The sequence below is a fragment of the Chitinophaga lutea genome, from assembly GCF_003813775.1.
GTDB classification, from domain to species: Bacteria; Bacteroidota; Bacteroidia; order Chitinophagales; family Chitinophagaceae; genus Chitinophaga; species Chitinophaga lutea.
In genome coordinates, this window is record NZ_RPDH01000002.1 from 544529 (window position 1) to 560760 (window position 16232).

The window sequence follows — 16232 nt, forward strand, 5'->3', positions numbered from 1 at the left end:
GGTTTTACGCTCCGGCTCGATTCGATGTTGCTGAACAGGCATTTTCGGTAGCCGAGCGTTCGGTCTCCATGGTGGCCAGGTACATCTGCTGTTCGCTGCCTTCCGTCAGCACCATCCGCACGTTACCCAGGTGGTCCTTGATAAAGTAATCGTAGGTATAGGTCACCGGCTGGTTCGAAGGATAACTCAACCGGATACGGCCTTCTTCATGGCTGATCAGCCGCAGGCTGTTACGCTCGTACACCAGCCCGCCATTATAGGCCGTGGTGGTGGTTTGAGATTGGCCACTGGTGTTGTCCGTTACCGTTTTGCGGTGTTTGACACCAGCAGCATCATACACATAGCGGATGGTGCCTTTGCCGGTGATGGTGATCTGCTCCGGCAGGTTCAGGTGATTATAAGTGATCTGGCTGATGCCTTTGTTGGCATCACTCACCATATTACCGTTGGAATCGTAGATGTAGTCAACGCTCTGGCCGGGGGTGATTTCCTTACAACTAGAGGGGGAGAATTTATCATAAACCTATCGATATAGCGCCTACGGTCTTAAAACAAAAAGCACATAAACAGCACTACCCAAAATCCCAGCAGTTGTGAAATCTTAGTATTTAGGTTATTCCATCAAGTATAGATTCCAGGGCGCATCTGTGCGATCTCTATATGCAGCCCATCCCAATGGCAAATCAGCGAGCTCTAAAACGGAGGGATCCAATTTTATAATTTCTTCTAAAGCTATAATCATGTAATCAGTCTCATTAACAGACTTATCACTCCCTATAAACTCCCATGCACCATCTTCATCATGATGAAATACATACAGAATGGGCTTACCTTCCCTGTAAACATATCGTGTAGTAAATACTGCGACGTTCATTTCTTCGTTAAATTTTTTCATTCTTTTGGTTTTTGCCCGGGCTTTCCGTTAAAGTGTATTCGTACATTGCCAATCCTCCAAATCGAAACCAGCACCTGCCGTTGTAAACGCAGTTTGACACAGATAACAATTTGACCCTTCAATAATTTCAATAGAATCAATAATCTCTGCAACTGTGCTCTTTTCTATATCCCGATCCGACAAACTGCAATTGTATGTTCCGAATACCGCTATTCAATTTCTACCTTCCCAATAATTGTCCCATCAGGAAGATCTTTGGTTTTCTTCACGATCTCTCCATTTATGTGCCAATACACTTCCATATCCTGCGCCTCATAGTTGCCTATACTATCTTCTCCACCCAAAAAAAGTGGAATTTTGAAGCCCAAACATTGATCATAATTCAGGCTGCTCATTTTGTTGTGAGCAAGAATCCGGTCAAACATATTTACAGCCAGCATCTCGTCCGTATCATCCGCAAAATCTTCATTATGCAATGGCACCAACGTTTGGTCTATTTCAAAATCCTCTGCCGTCGCGGGATCAAACATAAAAAGCCGCTTGTCGTTTATTGCAGCACAGAACTGCCTCCCCATCCAGTCGAATCCGAAAGGCAAAATTTTGTTTTTATATTCCGTAAAATAATCGCCGATAATTCCCGCCCACTTAAAGCTGCTCTGGAAAGAATGCAGCCTGTATAAACCATTACCGAAAGTACTCCCGGCGTAAGCGTTGAGTATTCCTGACAACTCAGCGGGGAGGTTTTCGAAAACCCCACCTTGTTTTTCATCTACGGCTGTTGCGGTAATGCCGATTTTTTTTACTAATCGTTCAATCATTTATGAAGGTATTTTGTTCTGTTATCGAAAGCCAGCCATCACTTCATCATTTTCATACCCATCTTGTATATTACGAAGAAAATCCCCAACGCCGTCAAAACGTCAAAAACAATAATGAATTCCTTTTCCCGGAAACCCGCTGGAGACAGCGAACGGTGAATGGAATAGGGCAACAGGTTGAAAACACTCGGGGGCGTCAAAACCATCATCAGGAAAAGTATGCAAATGGATAAAGCGATCGCAACCGCAGCAAACTTCTTTTTCATAGATATTCTTCAACGGTGTTGAATTATTACAAAAAGCCCCGGTACTTCACCGGGGCTTTCCAATTTCATCAAGGGTTCGTCACTTCCCTCCACCCGCACAATGCTCATTGATAAACCGCCTGTACATCGCCGAAAGATGGGCCGAGGTGCCTTCTCCTTCGTTGATGCTGTGGGTGCGGTTGGGATACGGCATGAACTGGAATACTTTTTTATGCCTGATCAGTTCGTTCACCAGCATCTCCGCGTTCTGGTAATGCACGTTATCGTCGCCGGTGCCGTGTACGTAGAGTAACTGGCCCTGGAGGTTTTTAGCGTACGTCAGCGGGGAACCTTTCACGAAGTCTTCACGGTTTTCCTGGGGCAGGCCCATGTAACGTTCCTGGTAGATGTTGTCGTAAGTGAGCTGGTTGGTCACCGCTGCGATGGATACGCCGGTTTTATAGATCTCCGGGTACTGGAACATCAGGTTCAGCGTCATGGAGCCGCCGCCGCTCCAGCCCCATACCGCTACGCGCTCCGCGTCGATGAAGGGCCATTTCAGGATCTCTTTGGCGGCCATGGCCTGGTCGCGCGCATTGAGGATGCCTACTTTTCGGTAGATCGCCTTGCGCCAGGTGCGGCCTTTGGGGGCCGGGGTACCGCGGTTGTCGAGCGAAATGCAGATGTAGCCGTCCTGCGTGGCATTGCCGTACAGGAAGTTGGTACCGGCGCCGTACGTGTCCGTTACGGTGCACGCGGCGGGCTCGCCGTACACGTAAAAGAGCACGGGGTATTTTTTGGTGGAATCGAAATTATCGGGTTTGGCGATCCACCCGTCCATCGTTACGCCGTCGGCCGTGGTCACCTGGAAAAAAGAGGCGCGGCTTTTTGTGATGGCCGGCGTGGTGACGGTGCCGTTCGCGGTGTTTTTATGATCGGGCAGGGTAATGAACTCGTTGAGGGGTTTTACTACGTGGCTTTGATAGATGTGCATGGCGTAGTTGCCCGCGGGTGAAATATTGTACTGGTGCGTGCCGGGCTGCACGTCGGGCGTGAGCCTTACTGCTTTGCCGCCGGCCAGGGGCACTTCGTACAGGTATTGTTGGGTGGCGTTGTCGGGAGAAGCGATCAGGTAGATCTTGCCGCCTTTCTCGTCGATCTGCACAATGCGGATCACGTCATAGTCTCCGGGCGTGAGGAGTTTTTCCTCCTTGCCGTCGGCCGACACGCGGTAGAGATGCCGCCAGCCGTCTTTTTCGCTGACCCAGATGAAGGCGCGGCCCTGCTGTATCCAGTCCCAGCCTTTGATGTCGTCGTTATCCCAGCGGGACTTCACGTCTATCCAGGCTTCGTCCTGTTCGGAGTAGATGGGCTTCACCTGTCCGCTGGCGGCCTGTGCCGTCATGAGGCGGGAGGTGTTCTGTTTGCGGTTCAGCTGCTGGAGGATGAGCTCGTTTTTACCGGGCACCCATTCCATGCGGGGAATATAATGCTGCTGTGCGTCGCCGGGCACCTGCAGCCAGGTGGTTTTCTTCGTTTGCAGGTTTACCACGCCCACTTTGCAGGCGGACGGGCTTTCGCCGGCTTTCGGATATTCCACGGGGATGGTGTAGGAATAGATCGAATCGGTGTTATCGATCATGAGGAAGTCGCGGATTTTGCGGGCGTCGATCTGCCAGTAGGCGATGCTTTTACCGTCCGGGCTCCAGCGGAAACCGTCGCGGCAGCCGAATTCCTCTTCATAGGCCCAGTCGAACGTACCATTGATCAGGCGGCGGGAGCCATCCTGCGTGAGCTGTTCGGTTTTCCCGCTGGCGAGGTCTTCCACATACAGGTTATGGCCGCTTACATACGCCGCTTTGGTACCGTCGGGCGAAAGTTTCGCGAACATCAGCGACGCTTCGGGCAATTTTTTGCCCAGCTGGCGCAGCTGGCCGCTGCGGCGGTCGAGCAGCCAGTAATCGCCCCGGGTATGGTAGCGCCACACTTTCCGGGTATTGGTGAAGATGAGCACCTGCTGTTCATCGGGCGAAAAGGTGAACCCGGCGATGGACAGCGGGCTCTGCGCACCCGCGGGTGTAAGTTGTTTGGCGGTGATTTTTTCGCCGGGCTGCCGGTCTTTCACCCGGTAGGCGGCAATCTCCCCCTCGCCGTCCTGCCAGATGGCATCGCCGTTGCGGGTCCATTGCACCTCCTGTGCGGTGGCGCCAATACAATAAAGAGCAATAAAGCAGAGCAGGAATAGAAAACGCTGTAGTTGCATCATAGTAAGATAAGCTAGTTGGTAATGAGTAAAATAAGGGAAATAAAATCAATCCCCGAAAAGGAAAATGTTAAATGGCGCAAGGGGGGTAACAAAGCGGCCCGGGGTTTGATATACATGAGCGGAACAGCTTTATTATAAATGGTTTATTACGTAGTAGCATGGACTTTGCCAATTTATTCATAATAAATTTTGACAATTTATAAAATTCCGTATTTTTATGGCGTATAGCGATCCTATTGAAAAACGAAAAATAATGGTACAAGTATCCTATTCTTACAAAAACCGGGAGTTCTTCCACATGGAAGACTATATCACGAACCAGATAGCGGAAAGCGGCAAGAGAATGCTTTTTGCCCTCCTGGAACCGATTCACGAACTTTTGATGCACGAGAACGGCAAGATCAGGATCTGCCTCGACGAGCGGCCCAATATTGAGCTGGAAGGTTTCAGCGCACCTGTAAAATACCGGATCGAATGCACCCTCCGGGGCGAAGACCTGGAAGACTAACCGGATACGAACACACCACCTACTGATATTTGCGGCGCCCTTCCCTGCGCCGCATTTTTTTGTAAAAGGAAGGCTGCATCTCCAATGAAGACAAAGACCCGCACGACTACAAACCGCGGCAGCAAAACGCTGCCGGGCAAACTGCTCTACAGCCCCCTCACCCTCTTAGCCCTGCCCGTGCTGCTGCTGGGCCTTTTTCTCCGCAGCGCCTGGCTGATCGTTCCGGCCGCCCTCCTGCTCAGCGGTTCGTTCGCTGCCCGGCTGGTCCGCGCCCGCACCGTGGTATCGCTCAATGAAAAAGGCATTTATTACGACAGCCCCTTCCGCCGGCTGCACTTCGAATGGCACGAAATCAGGGCCGCCGGGGTATATTACGTCAGCAAGGGGCAGGTGTACGAAGAAGACCATACCGAGCCATCTCCGCCTGAGCACGAGGGCATCCCCCGCACGATTTATGTGTCGCTGCGCCCCGCTTATTCGCCTGCCCGGCACCGCCGCCTGGTGAATAAAACGGACATACATTTCCGGTGGAACCAGGAGGCCTGGGAAGTGATCACGGCCAAACGGGAAAAGGCGGTAACTGAAAAGGCATAAGGGTTTACCGGCGTACAGCGCGAACTCTTTCCGCCGCTTTCCCTCCCCGGCCGGCAGCTTCGGCCCGGGCAAACGCAGCGGCGAGGGATATTCGTTCTCAGCAACGGGCGAACTCGGCACAAAAAAGCCCCGGCAAATCTGCCAGGGCCTTTCTATTCGTAGTAAATGCTTGTCGCTTAGCGGTTGCTGCTCAGTTTGGAGAGCAGGCGCAGTATCTCGAGGTACAGCCATACCAGCGTTACCAGCAGGGCAAAAGACGCATACCATTCAAAATACTTCGGCGCACCCTGCGCGATACCGTTTTCGATCATGTCGAAATCGATGATCAGCATGAGGGCGGCGATGGCGGTCACCAGAATGGAGAAACCGATGCCGATCAGGCTGCCTTCGTGCAGGAAGGGAATGCGGATATCGAAGAAACCGAGCACGAACGCGATCAGGTAAAAGATCGCAATGCCGGCCACCGCGGTGAACATGATGGATTTAAACCTTTCCGTGGCCCGGATGATGCGGGCGCGGTACAGGATGAGCATGCCGATGAAAGTAGCAATGGTGAGGCCCACCGCCTGGATCACGATACCGTCGGTACGGCTGGCGTAAAACGCGGAGATAGCACCCAGGAAAAGGCCTTCTGCCAGCGCATAGGCCGGCGCCAGGTAACTGGCCCACTCTTTTTTGAAGGAAATAACAATCGCCAGCACAAAACCACCCAGCGCTCCGCCGATCACGTAGGGCATCACGTTTTCTCCCTTGATGAATATACCCCAGGAATACACGGATGCAGCCAATACCATCGCCAGCAGAAACGCCATTTTACCGATCGTGCCGTTCAGGGTCATCGCGTCGCTGTACTGCGTTTGCGAAATCTCCTGGAAGGTCTTTTCTTTCAGTACAGGGTTGTTTGATTCAAATAATGCCATATTTCGTTCTGTTTTAATTCACTCAAATATACAAAAAAAATTTAACGTTCAGCTCAGTCGTCTTTCCCGCCCTTCTCGCCTGTAAACCAATGCTCCTTGTCGCGGAATAGCACGTTAAAGGTGGTCAGCGACCCGTAAATGCGGGTGATGTATTGCTGCAGGTTCACCTTGTCTTCATCGCTCAGCAGCTTATGGGCGTTGATCTGCTGCTCCAGCACCCGCAGGCGGTCGCGCACCATCACGATCTTGTGGAAAAACACCTCAACGGGCACTTCCTTTCCTTTCTGCGACGGGTCTTTGGGCTGCAGCACCATCGTGCCGCCCATCCAGCGGTCGCCAAGCGGCACCACTTCGGAGAAACCGCCCCACAGGCGGAGGATCTTCAACAGGGAGGTTTCCACCGCGGAAACGGTTTCGACTTCCACCGTTTCGTTTTCGGCATATAATACTTCGAACAGGGGATCGGTTTTGTCTACTTCCACCGTACCCTGGTTGATGAACGTCACCATGTACTGCGCGTATTTAACACCGATGATCACACCGGGGCCAAAACGTGCATGCTGTACACGTGAGCCGATGCCTGCTGTCAGTTCTGTCATGTTTTTTTCCGGAAATATAATATAAGATGTTGAATCATGCACCCTTTTCACCTTCATTTAACAGGTCATACGCCCTGCTCGGCGGCGTTGATTTCGCGGCCGGAGAAAGAAAGGATCGTATTGATGAGCATCCGGCGCATCCGGCGCTCGGTTTCCTTGTCGGGCCGCGGTATCAGGAACTGCACCTTGTAATGCACGAGGTCTTTTTTGATCTCGAGAATCTTCAGCGAAAAACTGTTTTCGGTGATGTTGCTGGCGAAAGGGCGCAGCACGCTTTTCAACTCCTGCTCCAGCTGGTCGGGCGACGACTGGTATTTGAGATCGAGCTCGAACTCGATGGTGAGCTTCTTGATGTTCTGCTTGCTCTGGTTGAGCACCATCGATGAAAAGATCACGGAATTGGGGATGAGCACGATGTCGTCGTCGTCGTTCTGCAGCACCACGTTGATCAGCGTAATGTCGAGCACCTTGCCCTTGTAATCTCCCACCCTGATCTGGTCGCCGAGCGAAAGCTGGTCGGAAAACATGATGATGAGGCCGTTGATCATATTGGCCACGTATTCCTTGGACAGCAGGGCGAACGCGGCGGCGGCGATACTGAGACTGAAAAACAGGTCTTTGATATTGGCCCCGAACAGGGTGAGCACCGCCACCAGGAACATGATGGTGTTGAGCACGGACGAAATGCGGTTCAGCCCCAGCACGAAGTTATCGCGCGTGAGCCGCTGCAGCCGGTGTTTACTGAGGTACCACGATATCATCACTATCCACCCGATGGATATCAGCAGGTTGGCCCCGAGGAAGAGCGACAGCGCATTCACGGCCCTGCCGAGCCAGCTGTATTTTTCGAACAGATCGTGCTTGGAGAAGTTGAAGAGCAGTACAGCCAGGTACACCACGAGTTTCAGGATAAACACAAGTATCTCATTCCTGAACCGTTTCTTATTGTATGTAGCCTGATCTGTTACCATGGGTTATTCATTTTGCATCCTAGGCTGCAAAAATAGGTAATTATGAGGCATGGAAAAAGTGACGCCGGGCGAAAATGAAGGCGCTTTGGATAATTCCTTCTCCATCGCAACAAAAAAGAAGAAACGTTGTTTTGCAGAGTATGACGGTTTCAGATTTCAACTGGGAGTTTGCGGGCACGCATTTTCATGGCATGCAATGGCGTCCGGAAAAATTCGGCAGCCTCTTCATCATCATTCACGGCATCGGGGAACATGTGGGCCGGTACACCCATGTAGCGCGGTTTTTCGCAGAAGAAGGATACCTGGTAGCGGGAATCGACCACTACGGCCACGGCAAAAGCGACGGCAAGCCCGGCGCCAGCAAAACGCTGGATGAGATCTTCGACTACGTCGACGCCTTTATCGGGCACATGCAGCATGTGTACCGCATGCCGGTGGTGCTGTACGGCCACAGCATGGGCGGTGGCATCCTGACGGGTTTCCTGCTACACCGCCATCCTCGGGTCAAAGCGGCCATCATTTCCGCCCCGGCGCTGATCGTGGCACGCAACCCCAATGCGTTGCTGCGGGGCGTGCTGGGCATCGGCGCCGCGCTCTTCCCCCATCTGCGCATCGCCCAGGGCCTCGACATCCATAAAATCTCGCACGACCCTGCCGAAATAGAAAAGTTCACAGCGGATCCGCTGCGGCACGACAAAGCCAGCCTGCGCCTCCTGCACCTGCTGGTGTCCAATGGCCGCTGGTGCCTCGAACATGCCGGGCGCCTGCAGGTGCCCGCACTCCTGCTGCACGGCGACGCCGATGAATTCACCAGTGTGGCCGGCTCGCGGACATTCGCGGAGCGGGCGCCGAAACAATTACTGACTTACAAGGAATGGAAAGGATTCTATCACGAAATGCATAACGAGCCGGAGAAAATGCAGGTGCTGCAATTCATGGCCGGCTGGCTGAGCCATCTGCCAGGTGCAGCGCCTCCAGTAACATAATGCCGCTCATCTGTATGGACGCATCCTGCCCAATCGTGGCCGGCGCCTTGCACCAGCGGGTGTCGAACAGGTATTCCGGCCGGCGGGTGCCGTTTTCCAGCAAACTGCGGCCATTGTTGCGCAGCCAGGCAAGGAAAGCTTCTTTTTCGGCGGCCTCCAGTTTGCCGCGCAATAGCAGCTGGGTGAAGTACCGCACAAAAATCCCCTTGAACAATCCGCCGTCGCCGTTATTCTCCCCTTTCAAAATGCCCTGTGGCGAAAACCGCACCGTATCGCGCACCACAAAACGGGCCGTGCGCAACGCGCTTTCGAGATATTCCGGCTGCCCGGTAAGGGTGTACAATTCCAGCGCGCCGCCCAGCCAGGTGCCCTGGTTGTAGGTAAACACCATGCCGGGATTTTTATTGACCTGCGCTTCCCCGTTCTTCACCTGGACATTATCCCACACAGTGCCGTTTTCGGGGTTGATGAGATGCGCCTGCTGCCAGCGGTAAATCTTCGTCGCCATGGCCAGGTCGCTTTCCCTTTTGAAAAGCCGGTACATCCGCGCGGCGATGATCATGGCCGGGCCGTTGGAGCAGGCGTTTTTGGAATGCGGGGTGGTTTTCATCCACATGATGCCGCCGCCCGCCACGGGCGTCCAGCCTTTTTGAATGTCGGCCCACAAGGTATCCGCCAGCCGCGCGTACCGCGTATGACCGGTGGCTTCATAAGCGCGCAGAAGCGCGAGCGCCAGCCATTGTTCGTCGTCGTAGAAATCATTGTACCAGGAGCTTCCGTTCATGCGGTGCATACCGTCGAGCAGCTGGTCGAGCTGCTGTATGTAGCTGTTCCGCTTCGTGCGCAGGTAACCGTCCACCATCAGGTCGGCCGCGTGCGCGTTCCACCAGTAGTCGAAGCTCCGGTTGCCGGTATTGTTGTGCTGGTAATATTGCCGGGAAGCAGACCAGTATTGGGTGTTGAGGGCATGGTAACCGCTGTCTGCCGCGGCGCCCCAGTGCTGCGCGCAAACGGAAAAGCCGTGCAGCAGGCAAAGGAGGAATAAACTGTAGCGCATGCAACAAAATAAAAACTTAGGGAATACTTTCCAGTTTTATTTTATAAGTGTTCAGCAACTCTTCGTTGTTGTTTTGCCGGGACACGAGGTCCATTGCCGTGCGGATGGCTTTTTTGGCCTCTTCGTTCCGCTGCGCCTTGATATACAGGTTGCAGACGTTCTCGTATACCAAGGGGTTTTCAGGGGTGTATTGCACGGCCTTTTCCGCCCACGACAAAGCCCTTTCGAATTCCGGTTTTCCTGCCGGGAACATGGCCCCATAAAACCGGGAATGGTTCTGCAGAATGATACCGACCTGTTTGGAATAGGCATGGCGGTTCCGTTCGTCGTTGCCGTCGTACACTTCCTCAAACCGGAGCCTGTCGTATTTCGCCAGCGTATCCGGCGGCAGTTGCGCCAGGCTGTCGATGAACGGCACGCCTTCGGTGAAGTATCGATCCTTCGGGTAATTACGGTAAAGAAAATGCAGGCGGAAAGCATCGAATACCAGCGGGTACAGTACAGACGCGTTCCGGATGCGGGCGCTTTGCGCGGTGAGCCGGTTCAGCAGCGTATCGTTTTTGGCGGTGAGCTGCCTCATCATGGTTTCGGTGATCAGGTTGCTCAATATCACCCCCAGTTTTTCAGCGTTGGTGCGGCGTACGACGTCCGGTTCCACATCCGGCGTGAGCACCGCCTCTCCGGTAAAAAAAGCCTGGTGGTCGAGGATGTAGTTGAATGTGCGGGATTGTACATCCGTCACATGTTTCAACAGGAACTGCCCCTGCTCCGGCTGCTCCAGTTCCGCCGGCGTCAGCAGGCTGAGATATTGGTCCAGTGCGGCGGTTGCGGCGGTGTCTTTTTGCAGGCTGTGCATGCGGGCCACATACTGGCGCAGGAATTCCCTGTCTGTTTTTTTCTCTTCGTACAGCCGGGCCATCTCCTGCTCCGATTCTCCGCTGGCGGATTCGCGCAACGCGGCGTTGGCATGCGCCAGGAAAACACGGGGATTGTTATTGTATCCTCCGGCACGGTACACCAGGTCGCCGTTGCCGTTCACCCAGAGGTAAGTGGGATAAGATTTCACGTTGAATTGCCCTGCTACAAACCGGCCATCGCTTTCGGCATCGAGCTGGAGGTTGATGAAGTGGGTGTTGAACACTTCGCCGACCCCGGGCAGCGGGAATATTTCCTCTTCCATTTTTTTGCAGGGCACACACCAGTCGGTATACACATCCACAAAGACCAGCTTGCCTGTTTTCTGGGCTTCGGCCAGGGCTTTGCGCCATGAACCTTTAAAAAACCGGATACCGGGTTTGGAAGATTGGGCACCTGCCAGGAGGGTGGTCAGTACAATGGCCAGGGTCAGCAAATATTTCATGTCGGGATTTTCTGTGATCCAATTTACACATTTTATGAGTAACGGGGGCTTATCGTACCGGCACCGGCTCCACTGTAAAACCGCTCCTTTGCAGGCCCGCCAGTATGCCATCACTGTAAAACAGGTGTGCAAGGCCCACTGCCACAAAACAATCGGTGCCTTTCAGGAGCTTGGCCGCGAAAAAGGTCAGGCTGTATGTAGCCTGACCTTTTTATATTAAGAACATCGGAATGCTGCTATCAGAGGGTGGCCATATCGATCACGAAGCGGTAGCGCACATCGCCTTTCAGCATCCGCTCGTATGCTTCATTAATATCCTTGATGTCGATCACTTCCACGTCCGACACGATATTATGTTCGGCGCAGTAGTCGAGCATTTCCTGCGTTTCGGGAATACCGCCGATCATCGACCCGGCGATGCTCCGGCGTTTGCCGATGAGGTTGAAACCGAGCACTTCGGTTGGCGTAGGCGGCACGCCCACACAGATCTGCACACCGTTCACCCTGAGCATGGACAATACCTTGTTGTAATCGTGCGGGGCGGATACGGTATCGATGATAAAATCGAAGTAACCGCGCACGCTTTTCACCTGTCCGGGATCGGAGGTCAGCACGAATTTATGCGCCCCCAGCCTGCGGGCATCGGCCTCTTTGGCCGCGGACGTACTGAGCATGGTTACTTCCGCACCGAAAGAAGCGGCGAACTTCACGGCCATATGCCCCAGGCCACCCAGACCGATCACGCCCACCTTATGCCCCTTGCCTACTTTCCAGTGGCGCAGCGGCGAATAAGTGGTGATACCGGCGCAGAGCAGCGGCGCCACGGCGGGCAGCGGCAGTTTGTCCGACACCCTGAGCACAAAAGCTTCGTCGGTCACGATCATGCTCGAATAACCGCCGTAGGTAGGCGTTTTATGGTCCTGCTCCAGCGAATTATACGTGCCGGAGGAGCCGTTCTCGCAATACTGCTCCAGCCCTTCCCTACAGGGGTCGCAATGGCGGCAGCTGTCTACCAGGCAGCCCACCGCGGCCAGGTCCCCTGCTTTGAAGCGGGTCACTTTATCGCCCACTTTCGTTACGCGCCCTACAATTTCGTGGCCGGGCACCATCGGGAAAATGGCGCCGCCCCATTCGTCGCGGATCTGGTGCAGGTCGCTGTGGCATACGCCGCAATAGAGAATATCGAACTGTACGTCGTGCGGGCCCGGCTCGCGCCGGCTGAAATTCCAGGGAGCGAGCGGTGTGGTGGCATTCTGCGCTGCATAAGCTTTTACTTGAGACATTGTGTTGATTATTTTAAGCGTCAATATTCCAGGTCATTCATCTTCGAACATCATCGGCGGTCCGGTAACGCCGCGCTTTCCGCGGCGGGCATCGAGGGTGTAGTAAAAAAAGAGCCGGAGCGTATGGTTCCGGTCGTACTGGTAGCCGCCGGCTTTTTGCTGGTACACGAGCATGTACCCCAGGTCATAACTCCAGCCTTTGCCGATGTTCTGCCGGATGCCGCCGAAAAGCCGCACCTGGTCGAACGTATTAAAGATAACGGATCTCCCGAATTGAATAAGCACTTCATTGGCGAAACTGATTTGCGGGAAGTGCGGTTTGGCGGAGAGCGGGATGCCCAGGCTGAGCAGGTACCGCAGGCGGTTGGAATAGGTGTAGGAACCCGTCGAGCGGTCGCCCGTAATGGTTTCGCGCCAGCGGTGCTCGTCGCGGAAACGGTTGAGGATGCCTACTTTGCCGAGGGTGCTGGTGTAGATCACCTGTTCGTACAGGCGGTTCTCATCCGAAAACGTATGCAGCCCGGGCTGCGGGGGCGCCAGCCACATATGCGCGTACCCCGCCACGATGGAAAGATTGTCGTGGAGCCAATAGCTGGCGCCGCCGCGCACAAAATAAAACGAAGGGTTGGCGAGGAAGTTATTCCTGCGCACATGCACGTCTGCAATGGTGCCCCAGCGGTGGCTGAGGCGGATGGTGCTGTTGACCGACAGCCAGACCTGCTGCTGGTCGTTGATCTGTTTGGCCGGCGGGGTTTGCGCCGCTGCAGCCAAGCAGGCATGCCATGCGAGTAAGGATAGGATAAACCGGGTCATCGCAGTAACAACAATGCCGCACTCATTTTAGTTTGATGGAAAGGTTGCCGGGCGCATCTTTCACTTCGAACACCGCTTCTTCGTAAGTAGCGGCGCGCATGGCCGGCAACACGTTGTTGGAGAAACCGTACTTTTCGCGGGGAATGCCCACCAGGTTGGTATCAAGCTCGCCGTTACCATTTTCGTCGAGGAATACGGAAATGGCGTATTTACCGGCCGGGATGCGGTCGAATTCCACCAGTACTTCACTTTTACCGCTGACCGGCACCACTTTGGCGAATACCGTTTTATCGCGTTTCATAAAGGTGCCCGCATTGCCGTACCAGCCGATGTAGAGCTTGCCCGTTTTATTTCCGAGGTTCGTGACTTTGACCGCGTATTTCGTTTGTGCGCCCGCGGTAAGGCAGCTGAAGAGGGTTAGAATGAGGCCGGGGATGAGGTAACGTAAAGCCATAAAGTTGTTTTAACAATTGAAGGAAAAACTGTGCCGGAACGGATGGCGCATTATTTGATGCTGATGCAATGATAATCACTTTTATTCAACCCATTAAAAGTAAGATCATGGCAAAGTATTCCAGAAAAGCCGGCGACAAGGTGGAGCGGGCCATGCATGAAATGCATGAAGGCAAACTCAGGAGCGGCCGGAGCGGGAAGAAAGTCACCAATCCGAAACAGGCCATCGCCATAGGCCTTTCCGAGGCCCGTGAAGAAGGCGCCAAAGTGCCGAAAAAAGCGGCGGCCAAAAAAGGCGGTGCGAAGAAGGCCACCCGTAAAGCCGCCACCAGGAAGGCTGCTCCGAAGAAAGCAGCGGCCGGCAAAGGAAGAACAAGAAAAGCGGCGGCAAAGAAAGCGGCGCCTAAAAAGGCGGCCGCGCGAAAAGGCGGCGCAAAAAAGGCCGCTACCCGGAAAGCAGCAGCCAAAAAAGCCGCTCCGAAAAAAGCGGCAGGCAGGGAAAAAGCCGCTTCCAAAAAAAGAAGCACCAGCAAGGCCACGGCATAAACGTAAAAAGCCGGTACAGCAAGTACCGGCTTTTTGTAGAAAATCATCCCCAATCAGTTGCCCGGCGGGTAAAAACGGATATGTTCAAATACATAATGGTCATTCCTGCGGAGGGTATCGATCAGCTGCTTCAGTTCACTCTCCTCCCACTTCTTCTGAAACATTTCGTCGTGCACCAGTATCACGATATGGTCTTTGGTCAATGTGCTGCCCGCGGCGAGGCGCGCGTTGATGGCTTTGGCCATCTGCTGCACCGTCTGGACGGGTGTTCCGTCTTGATCGTGATGCTGCCATTCGATATCCCACCCGAATAATTTAAACCCGCGTGCCGCCAGCGAATCCGCCGCCGCTTTGCCGCTTACGCCGTCGTCGCGCTTTTTGTTCCCCACCCGCCACATGTTGCGGCCCGGCAGGCGCACGATCTTATAACGGAGGTTCAGGCTGCTTTCGTTCTTCTCCACGTCGTTCACCACGTTCAGGGGGTTACTGTAAAATTGCTGGTATTTGTTATGGGCGTGCGTGAAACTGTGGTTATACGATTCCACGTAAGGATTGCGTTCGTACATGCCGTAATAGGACTGCAGCTTTTTGCTTTCCTCCGCATGTTCGCCGACGAGGAACACACTGATCTTCAGCTGTTCGGCCAACACCACGCTGTCGATGTTTTCACTGCCCTGGAGCGGGCCGTCGTCGAACGTCAGGTAGATATATTTGATGGGCGCCCTGTAAGCGGAAGGCTCTTCTTTAAACGCCACCAGCACGGAAACAAACAAAATGACGGCGAGTGTTTTCATACGGATACGGGTTATACGATAAAGATAAGCGATTCCCATAAAAAAACCCGGCTGCTGCCGGGCTGTCGAAATAATGGGTTGGTAAGGGGATAAAGCGGTATTGTATAAAAATAACGTGTAATCTCCTGGCGGGGAATACTCAGAAATAGGTATTTATGGCAGCTCTTTGTGCGCGGGAGAACCCGGGTGATGTGGAGGAGAACATTCTGCTTTGTTGAAATTCGGCCGCCGCTAAAAAGCAAAATCGTCCGCTGAAAATTCAGAAGGCGTGACGCCAAGAAACTGGCGGAAATCGCGGATGAGGTGCATCTGGTCGGCATACGCAAATTCGTAAGCAAGCGCCGCCCAGCGTGTCTGGCTGTTTCGCATTTTGTACTGCAGCATGTTGGAGAAACGCAGCATCCGGCTGTACATTTTCGGCGTAACGCCTACTTCCTTTACAAAGTTCCTTTCGAGCTGTCGCTTGCCAAGGCAGACCTGTTGTTGCAGGCAGGCGATGGACAGGGCGCCCTGACCGCCTGCGATGAGCGCCGCCATTTCCTGCACGGCGGGCGACGGATGGATATGCCTGCCGGCCTGCTGAAGCAAATGCAGCAGGTAAGGTTCCGCCGTTTGGATGCAGTGGTCGAGGCTGGTACAGGCCATCAGCCGTTCGGTGAGGCCAGGGAACACGGCGGGCATTACCAGCGCACCGTCTATCGCTTCATCGCTGAATTCGCTGGCGGGAATGCCCAGCAGCGCATACAAACCTGCCGGTGTAAAGCGGATACTGAAACTCACCAGGTCCCCGCTCAGGCGAATGGCATACTTCCGGTGCGTGCGCGGCCCGCGGATGGTGCAGCGCGCAAACGGCACCACCCTGCCGGACGCGCAGTCCGTTGTTTCAAATGCATCACCCATAAAAAAATCGATGGAACTGACGCTGCGGAGCGGCATCGCTTTGTGCACCGCCGCGTCTTTCGCGCGGATGGCGGCCGTACGGAACACGTATCCCGCAACATAAGGGCGCAACGCTTCGGTGGGGAGTTGCTGTGCGACTATGGAGAGCAGCCGGGGCATGGGGCATGATTTACACCTGTAAATTACGGCTTTCAGCCAGCGGGAACAAGCGAACAAATACGTTT

Annotated in this window: 20 protein-coding genes; 4 read left to right on the forward strand and 16 right to left on the reverse strand. The window is 54.0% G+C overall.

Annotated elements, in window-relative coordinates; all coding sequences use genetic code 11:
• Positions 1-4: 4 nt before the first annotated feature.
• The 5 genes from EGT74_RS14495 to EGT74_RS14515 form a co-directional block, all read right to left on the reverse strand.
• The gene (locus EGT74_RS14495) at positions 5-439 is read right to left on the reverse strand and encodes a hypothetical protein (RefSeq protein WP_123847306.1); all 435 of its coding nucleotides are present in this window, start codon (positions 437-439) and stop codon (positions 5-7) included.
• 174 nt (positions 440-613) lie between these two features.
• The gene (locus EGT74_RS14500) at positions 614-895 is read right to left on the reverse strand and encodes a DUF2185 domain-containing protein (RefSeq protein ID WP_181954749.1); all 282 of its coding nucleotides are present in this window, start codon (positions 893-895) and stop codon (positions 614-616) included.
• Between the two features lie 209 nt (positions 896-1104).
• The gene (locus tag EGT74_RS14505; RefSeq protein WP_123847307.1) at positions 1105-1713 is read right to left on the reverse strand and encodes a T6SS immunity protein Tdi1 domain-containing protein; all 609 of its coding nucleotides are present in this window, start codon (positions 1711-1713) and stop codon (positions 1105-1107) included.
• A gap of 38 nt (positions 1714-1751) precedes the next feature.
• Positions 1752-1979: a hypothetical protein gene (locus tag EGT74_RS14510; protein WP_123847308.1), complete on the reverse strand. Its 228-nt coding sequence runs from the start codon at positions 1977-1979 to the stop codon at positions 1752-1754.
• Positions 1980-2058: 79 nt separating this feature from the next.
• A complete protein-coding gene (locus tag EGT74_RS14515; RefSeq protein WP_246008215.1) occupies positions 2059-4224 on the reverse strand; it encodes a S9 family peptidase in 2166 nt (721 codons plus the stop codon).
• 253 nt (positions 4225-4477) lie between these two features.
• Here EGT74_RS14515 and EGT74_RS14520 point away from each other — a divergent pair, with 253 nt between their 5' ends.
• Together EGT74_RS14520 and EGT74_RS14525 are read left to right on the forward strand one after the other, a co-directional pair.
• Positions 4478-4732, forward strand: coding sequence for a hypothetical protein (locus tag EGT74_RS14520; protein ID WP_123847309.1), 255 nt, complete (start codon positions 4478-4480; stop codon positions 4730-4732).
• An 84-nt stretch (positions 4733-4816) separates the two neighbouring features.
• A complete protein-coding gene (locus EGT74_RS14525) occupies positions 4817-5326 on the forward strand; it encodes a hypothetical protein (protein WP_123847310.1) in 510 nt (169 codons plus the stop codon).
• A 176-nt stretch (positions 5327-5502) separates the two neighbouring features.
• Here EGT74_RS14525 and EGT74_RS14530 read toward each other — a convergent pair whose 3' ends face one another.
• The 3 genes from EGT74_RS14530 to EGT74_RS14540 form a co-directional block, all read right to left on the reverse strand.
• Positions 5503-6246: a Bax inhibitor-1/YccA family protein gene (locus EGT74_RS14530; RefSeq protein ID WP_123847311.1), complete on the reverse strand. Its 744-nt coding sequence runs from the start codon at positions 6244-6246 to the stop codon at positions 5503-5505.
• 53 nt (positions 6247-6299) lie between these two features.
• Positions 6300-6845 (reverse strand): hypothetical protein, encoded by a 546-nt coding sequence (locus EGT74_RS14535; protein ID WP_123847312.1) that lies wholly within the window; start codon positions 6843-6845, stop codon positions 6300-6302.
• 65 nt (positions 6846-6910) lie between these two features.
• The gene (locus EGT74_RS14540) at positions 6911-7816 is read right to left on the reverse strand and encodes a mechanosensitive ion channel family protein (protein WP_123847313.1); all 906 of its coding nucleotides are present in this window, start codon (positions 7814-7816) and stop codon (positions 6911-6913) included.
• Positions 7817-7956: 140 nt separating this feature from the next.
• Between EGT74_RS14540 and EGT74_RS14545 the strand changes: the two genes are divergently transcribed.
• Positions 7957-8802 carry an alpha/beta hydrolase gene (locus EGT74_RS14545; RefSeq protein WP_158618158.1) on the forward strand — a complete coding sequence of 282 codons (846 nt, stop codon included), beginning with the start codon at positions 7957-7959 and terminating at the stop codon, positions 8800-8802.
• On the opposite strand, the gene EGT74_RS14550 is transcribed toward EGT74_RS14545, so the two are convergent.
• From EGT74_RS14550 to EGT74_RS14575, 6 genes are all read right to left on the reverse strand, one after another.
• On the reverse strand, positions 8750-9859 hold the full coding sequence (locus tag EGT74_RS14550; protein ID WP_123847315.1) for a glycoside hydrolase family 76 protein: 1110 nt from the start codon (positions 9857-9859) through the stop codon (positions 8750-8752). The genes EGT74_RS14545 and EGT74_RS14550 overlap by 53 nt on opposite strands.
• 16 nt (positions 9860-9875) lie before the next feature.
• The gene (locus EGT74_RS14555; protein ID WP_158618159.1) at positions 9876-11219 is read right to left on the reverse strand and encodes a thioredoxin family protein; all 1344 of its coding nucleotides are present in this window, start codon (positions 11217-11219) and stop codon (positions 9876-9878) included.
• A 49-nt stretch (positions 11220-11268) separates the two neighbouring features.
• Positions 11269-11409: a TraB/GumN family protein gene (locus tag EGT74_RS27370; RefSeq protein WP_123848913.1), complete on the reverse strand. Its 141-nt coding sequence runs from the start codon at positions 11407-11409 to the stop codon at positions 11269-11271.
• 49 nt (positions 11410-11458) lie between these two features.
• Positions 11459-12502, reverse strand: a complete 1044-nt coding sequence (locus EGT74_RS14565) for an NAD(P)-dependent alcohol dehydrogenase (RefSeq protein ID WP_123847317.1) — start codon at positions 12500-12502, stop codon at positions 11459-11461.
• A gap of 33 nt (positions 12503-12535) precedes the next feature.
• Positions 12536-13273, reverse strand: a complete 738-nt coding sequence (locus EGT74_RS14570; RefSeq protein ID WP_158618161.1) for a DUF2490 domain-containing protein — start codon at positions 13271-13273, stop codon at positions 12536-12538.
• 64 nt (positions 13274-13337) lie between these two features.
• The gene (locus tag EGT74_RS14575) at positions 13338-13769 is read right to left on the reverse strand and encodes a DUF2141 domain-containing protein (protein WP_123847319.1); all 432 of its coding nucleotides are present in this window, start codon (positions 13767-13769) and stop codon (positions 13338-13340) included.
• Between the two features lie 107 nt (positions 13770-13876).
• Here EGT74_RS14575 and EGT74_RS14580 point away from each other — a divergent pair, with 107 nt between their 5' ends.
• Complete coding sequence (locus tag EGT74_RS14580; protein ID WP_123847320.1) at positions 13877-14314, forward strand: DUF6496 domain-containing protein; 438 nt, start codon at positions 13877-13879, stop codon at positions 14312-14314.
• Positions 14315-14367: 53 nt separating this feature from the next.
• On the opposite strand, the gene EGT74_RS14585 is transcribed toward EGT74_RS14580, so the two are convergent.
• Together EGT74_RS14585 and EGT74_RS14590 are read right to left on the reverse strand one after the other, a co-directional pair.
• Entirely contained in the window at positions 14368-15108 is a 741-nt protein-coding gene (locus EGT74_RS14585) for a polysaccharide deacetylase family protein (RefSeq protein WP_158618162.1), read from the reverse strand.
• 231 nt (positions 15109-15339) lie between these two features.
• Positions 15340-16167, reverse strand: a complete 828-nt coding sequence (locus tag EGT74_RS14590; RefSeq protein WP_123847322.1) for a helix-turn-helix domain-containing protein — start codon at positions 16165-16167, stop codon at positions 15340-15342.
• Positions 16168-16232: the final 65 nt, after the last annotated feature.

Coding starts and splice junctions, on each gene's coding strand:
- EGT74_RS14495 (WP_123847306.1), bottom strand. CDS start 439: ATGGTGAGTGATGCCAACAAAGGCATCAGCCAGATCACTTATAATCAC.
- EGT74_RS14500 (WP_181954749.1), bottom strand. CDS start 895: ATGAAAAAATTTAACGAAGAAATGAACGTCGCAGTATTTACTACACGA.
- EGT74_RS14505 (WP_123847307.1), bottom strand. CDS start 1,713: ATGATTGAACGATTAGTAAAAAAAATCGGCATTACCGCAACAGCCGTA.
- EGT74_RS14510 (WP_123847308.1), bottom strand. CDS start 1,979: ATGAAAAAGAAGTTTGCTGCGGTTGCGATCGCTTTATCCATTTGCATA.
- EGT74_RS14515 (WP_246008215.1), bottom strand. CDS start 4,224: ATGATGCAACTACAGCGTTTTCTATTCCTGCTCTGCTTTATTGCTCTT.
- EGT74_RS14520 (WP_123847309.1), top strand. CDS start 4,478: ATGGTACAAGTATCCTATTCTTACAAAAACCGGGAGTTCTTCCACATG.
- EGT74_RS14525 (WP_123847310.1), top strand. CDS start 4,817: ATGAAGACAAAGACCCGCACGACTACAAACCGCGGCAGCAAAACGCTG.
- EGT74_RS14530 (WP_123847311.1), bottom strand. CDS start 6,246: ATGGCATTATTTGAATCAAACAACCCTGTACTGAAAGAAAAGACCTTC.
- EGT74_RS14535 (WP_123847312.1), bottom strand. CDS start 6,845: ATGACAGAACTGACAGCAGGCATCGGCTCACGTGTACAGCATGCACGT.
- EGT74_RS14540 (WP_123847313.1), bottom strand. CDS start 7,816: ATGGTAACAGATCAGGCTACATACAATAAGAAACGGTTCAGGAATGAG.
- EGT74_RS14545 (WP_158618158.1), top strand. CDS start 7,957: ATGACGGTTTCAGATTTCAACTGGGAGTTTGCGGGCACGCATTTTCAT.
- EGT74_RS14550 (WP_123847315.1), bottom strand. CDS start 9,859: ATGCGCTACAGTTTATTCCTCCTTTGCCTGCTGCACGGCTTTTCCGTT.
- EGT74_RS14555 (WP_158618159.1), bottom strand. CDS start 11,219: ATGAAATATTTGCTGACCCTGGCCATTGTACTGACCACCCTCCTGGCA.
- EGT74_RS14565 (WP_123847317.1), bottom strand. CDS start 12,502: ATGTCTCAAGTAAAAGCTTATGCAGCGCAGAATGCCACCACACCGCTC.
- EGT74_RS14575 (WP_123847319.1), bottom strand. CDS start 13,769: ATGGCTTTACGTTACCTCATCCCCGGCCTCATTCTAACCCTCTTCAGC.
- EGT74_RS14580 (WP_123847320.1), top strand. CDS start 13,877: ATGGCAAAGTATTCCAGAAAAGCCGGCGACAAGGTGGAGCGGGCCATG.
- EGT74_RS14585 (WP_158618162.1), bottom strand. CDS start 15,108: ATGAAAACACTCGCCGTCATTTTGTTTGTTTCCGTGCTGGTGGCGTTT.
- EGT74_RS14590 (WP_123847322.1), bottom strand. CDS start 16,167: ATGCCCCGGCTGCTCTCCATAGTCGCACAGCAACTCCCCACCGAAGCG.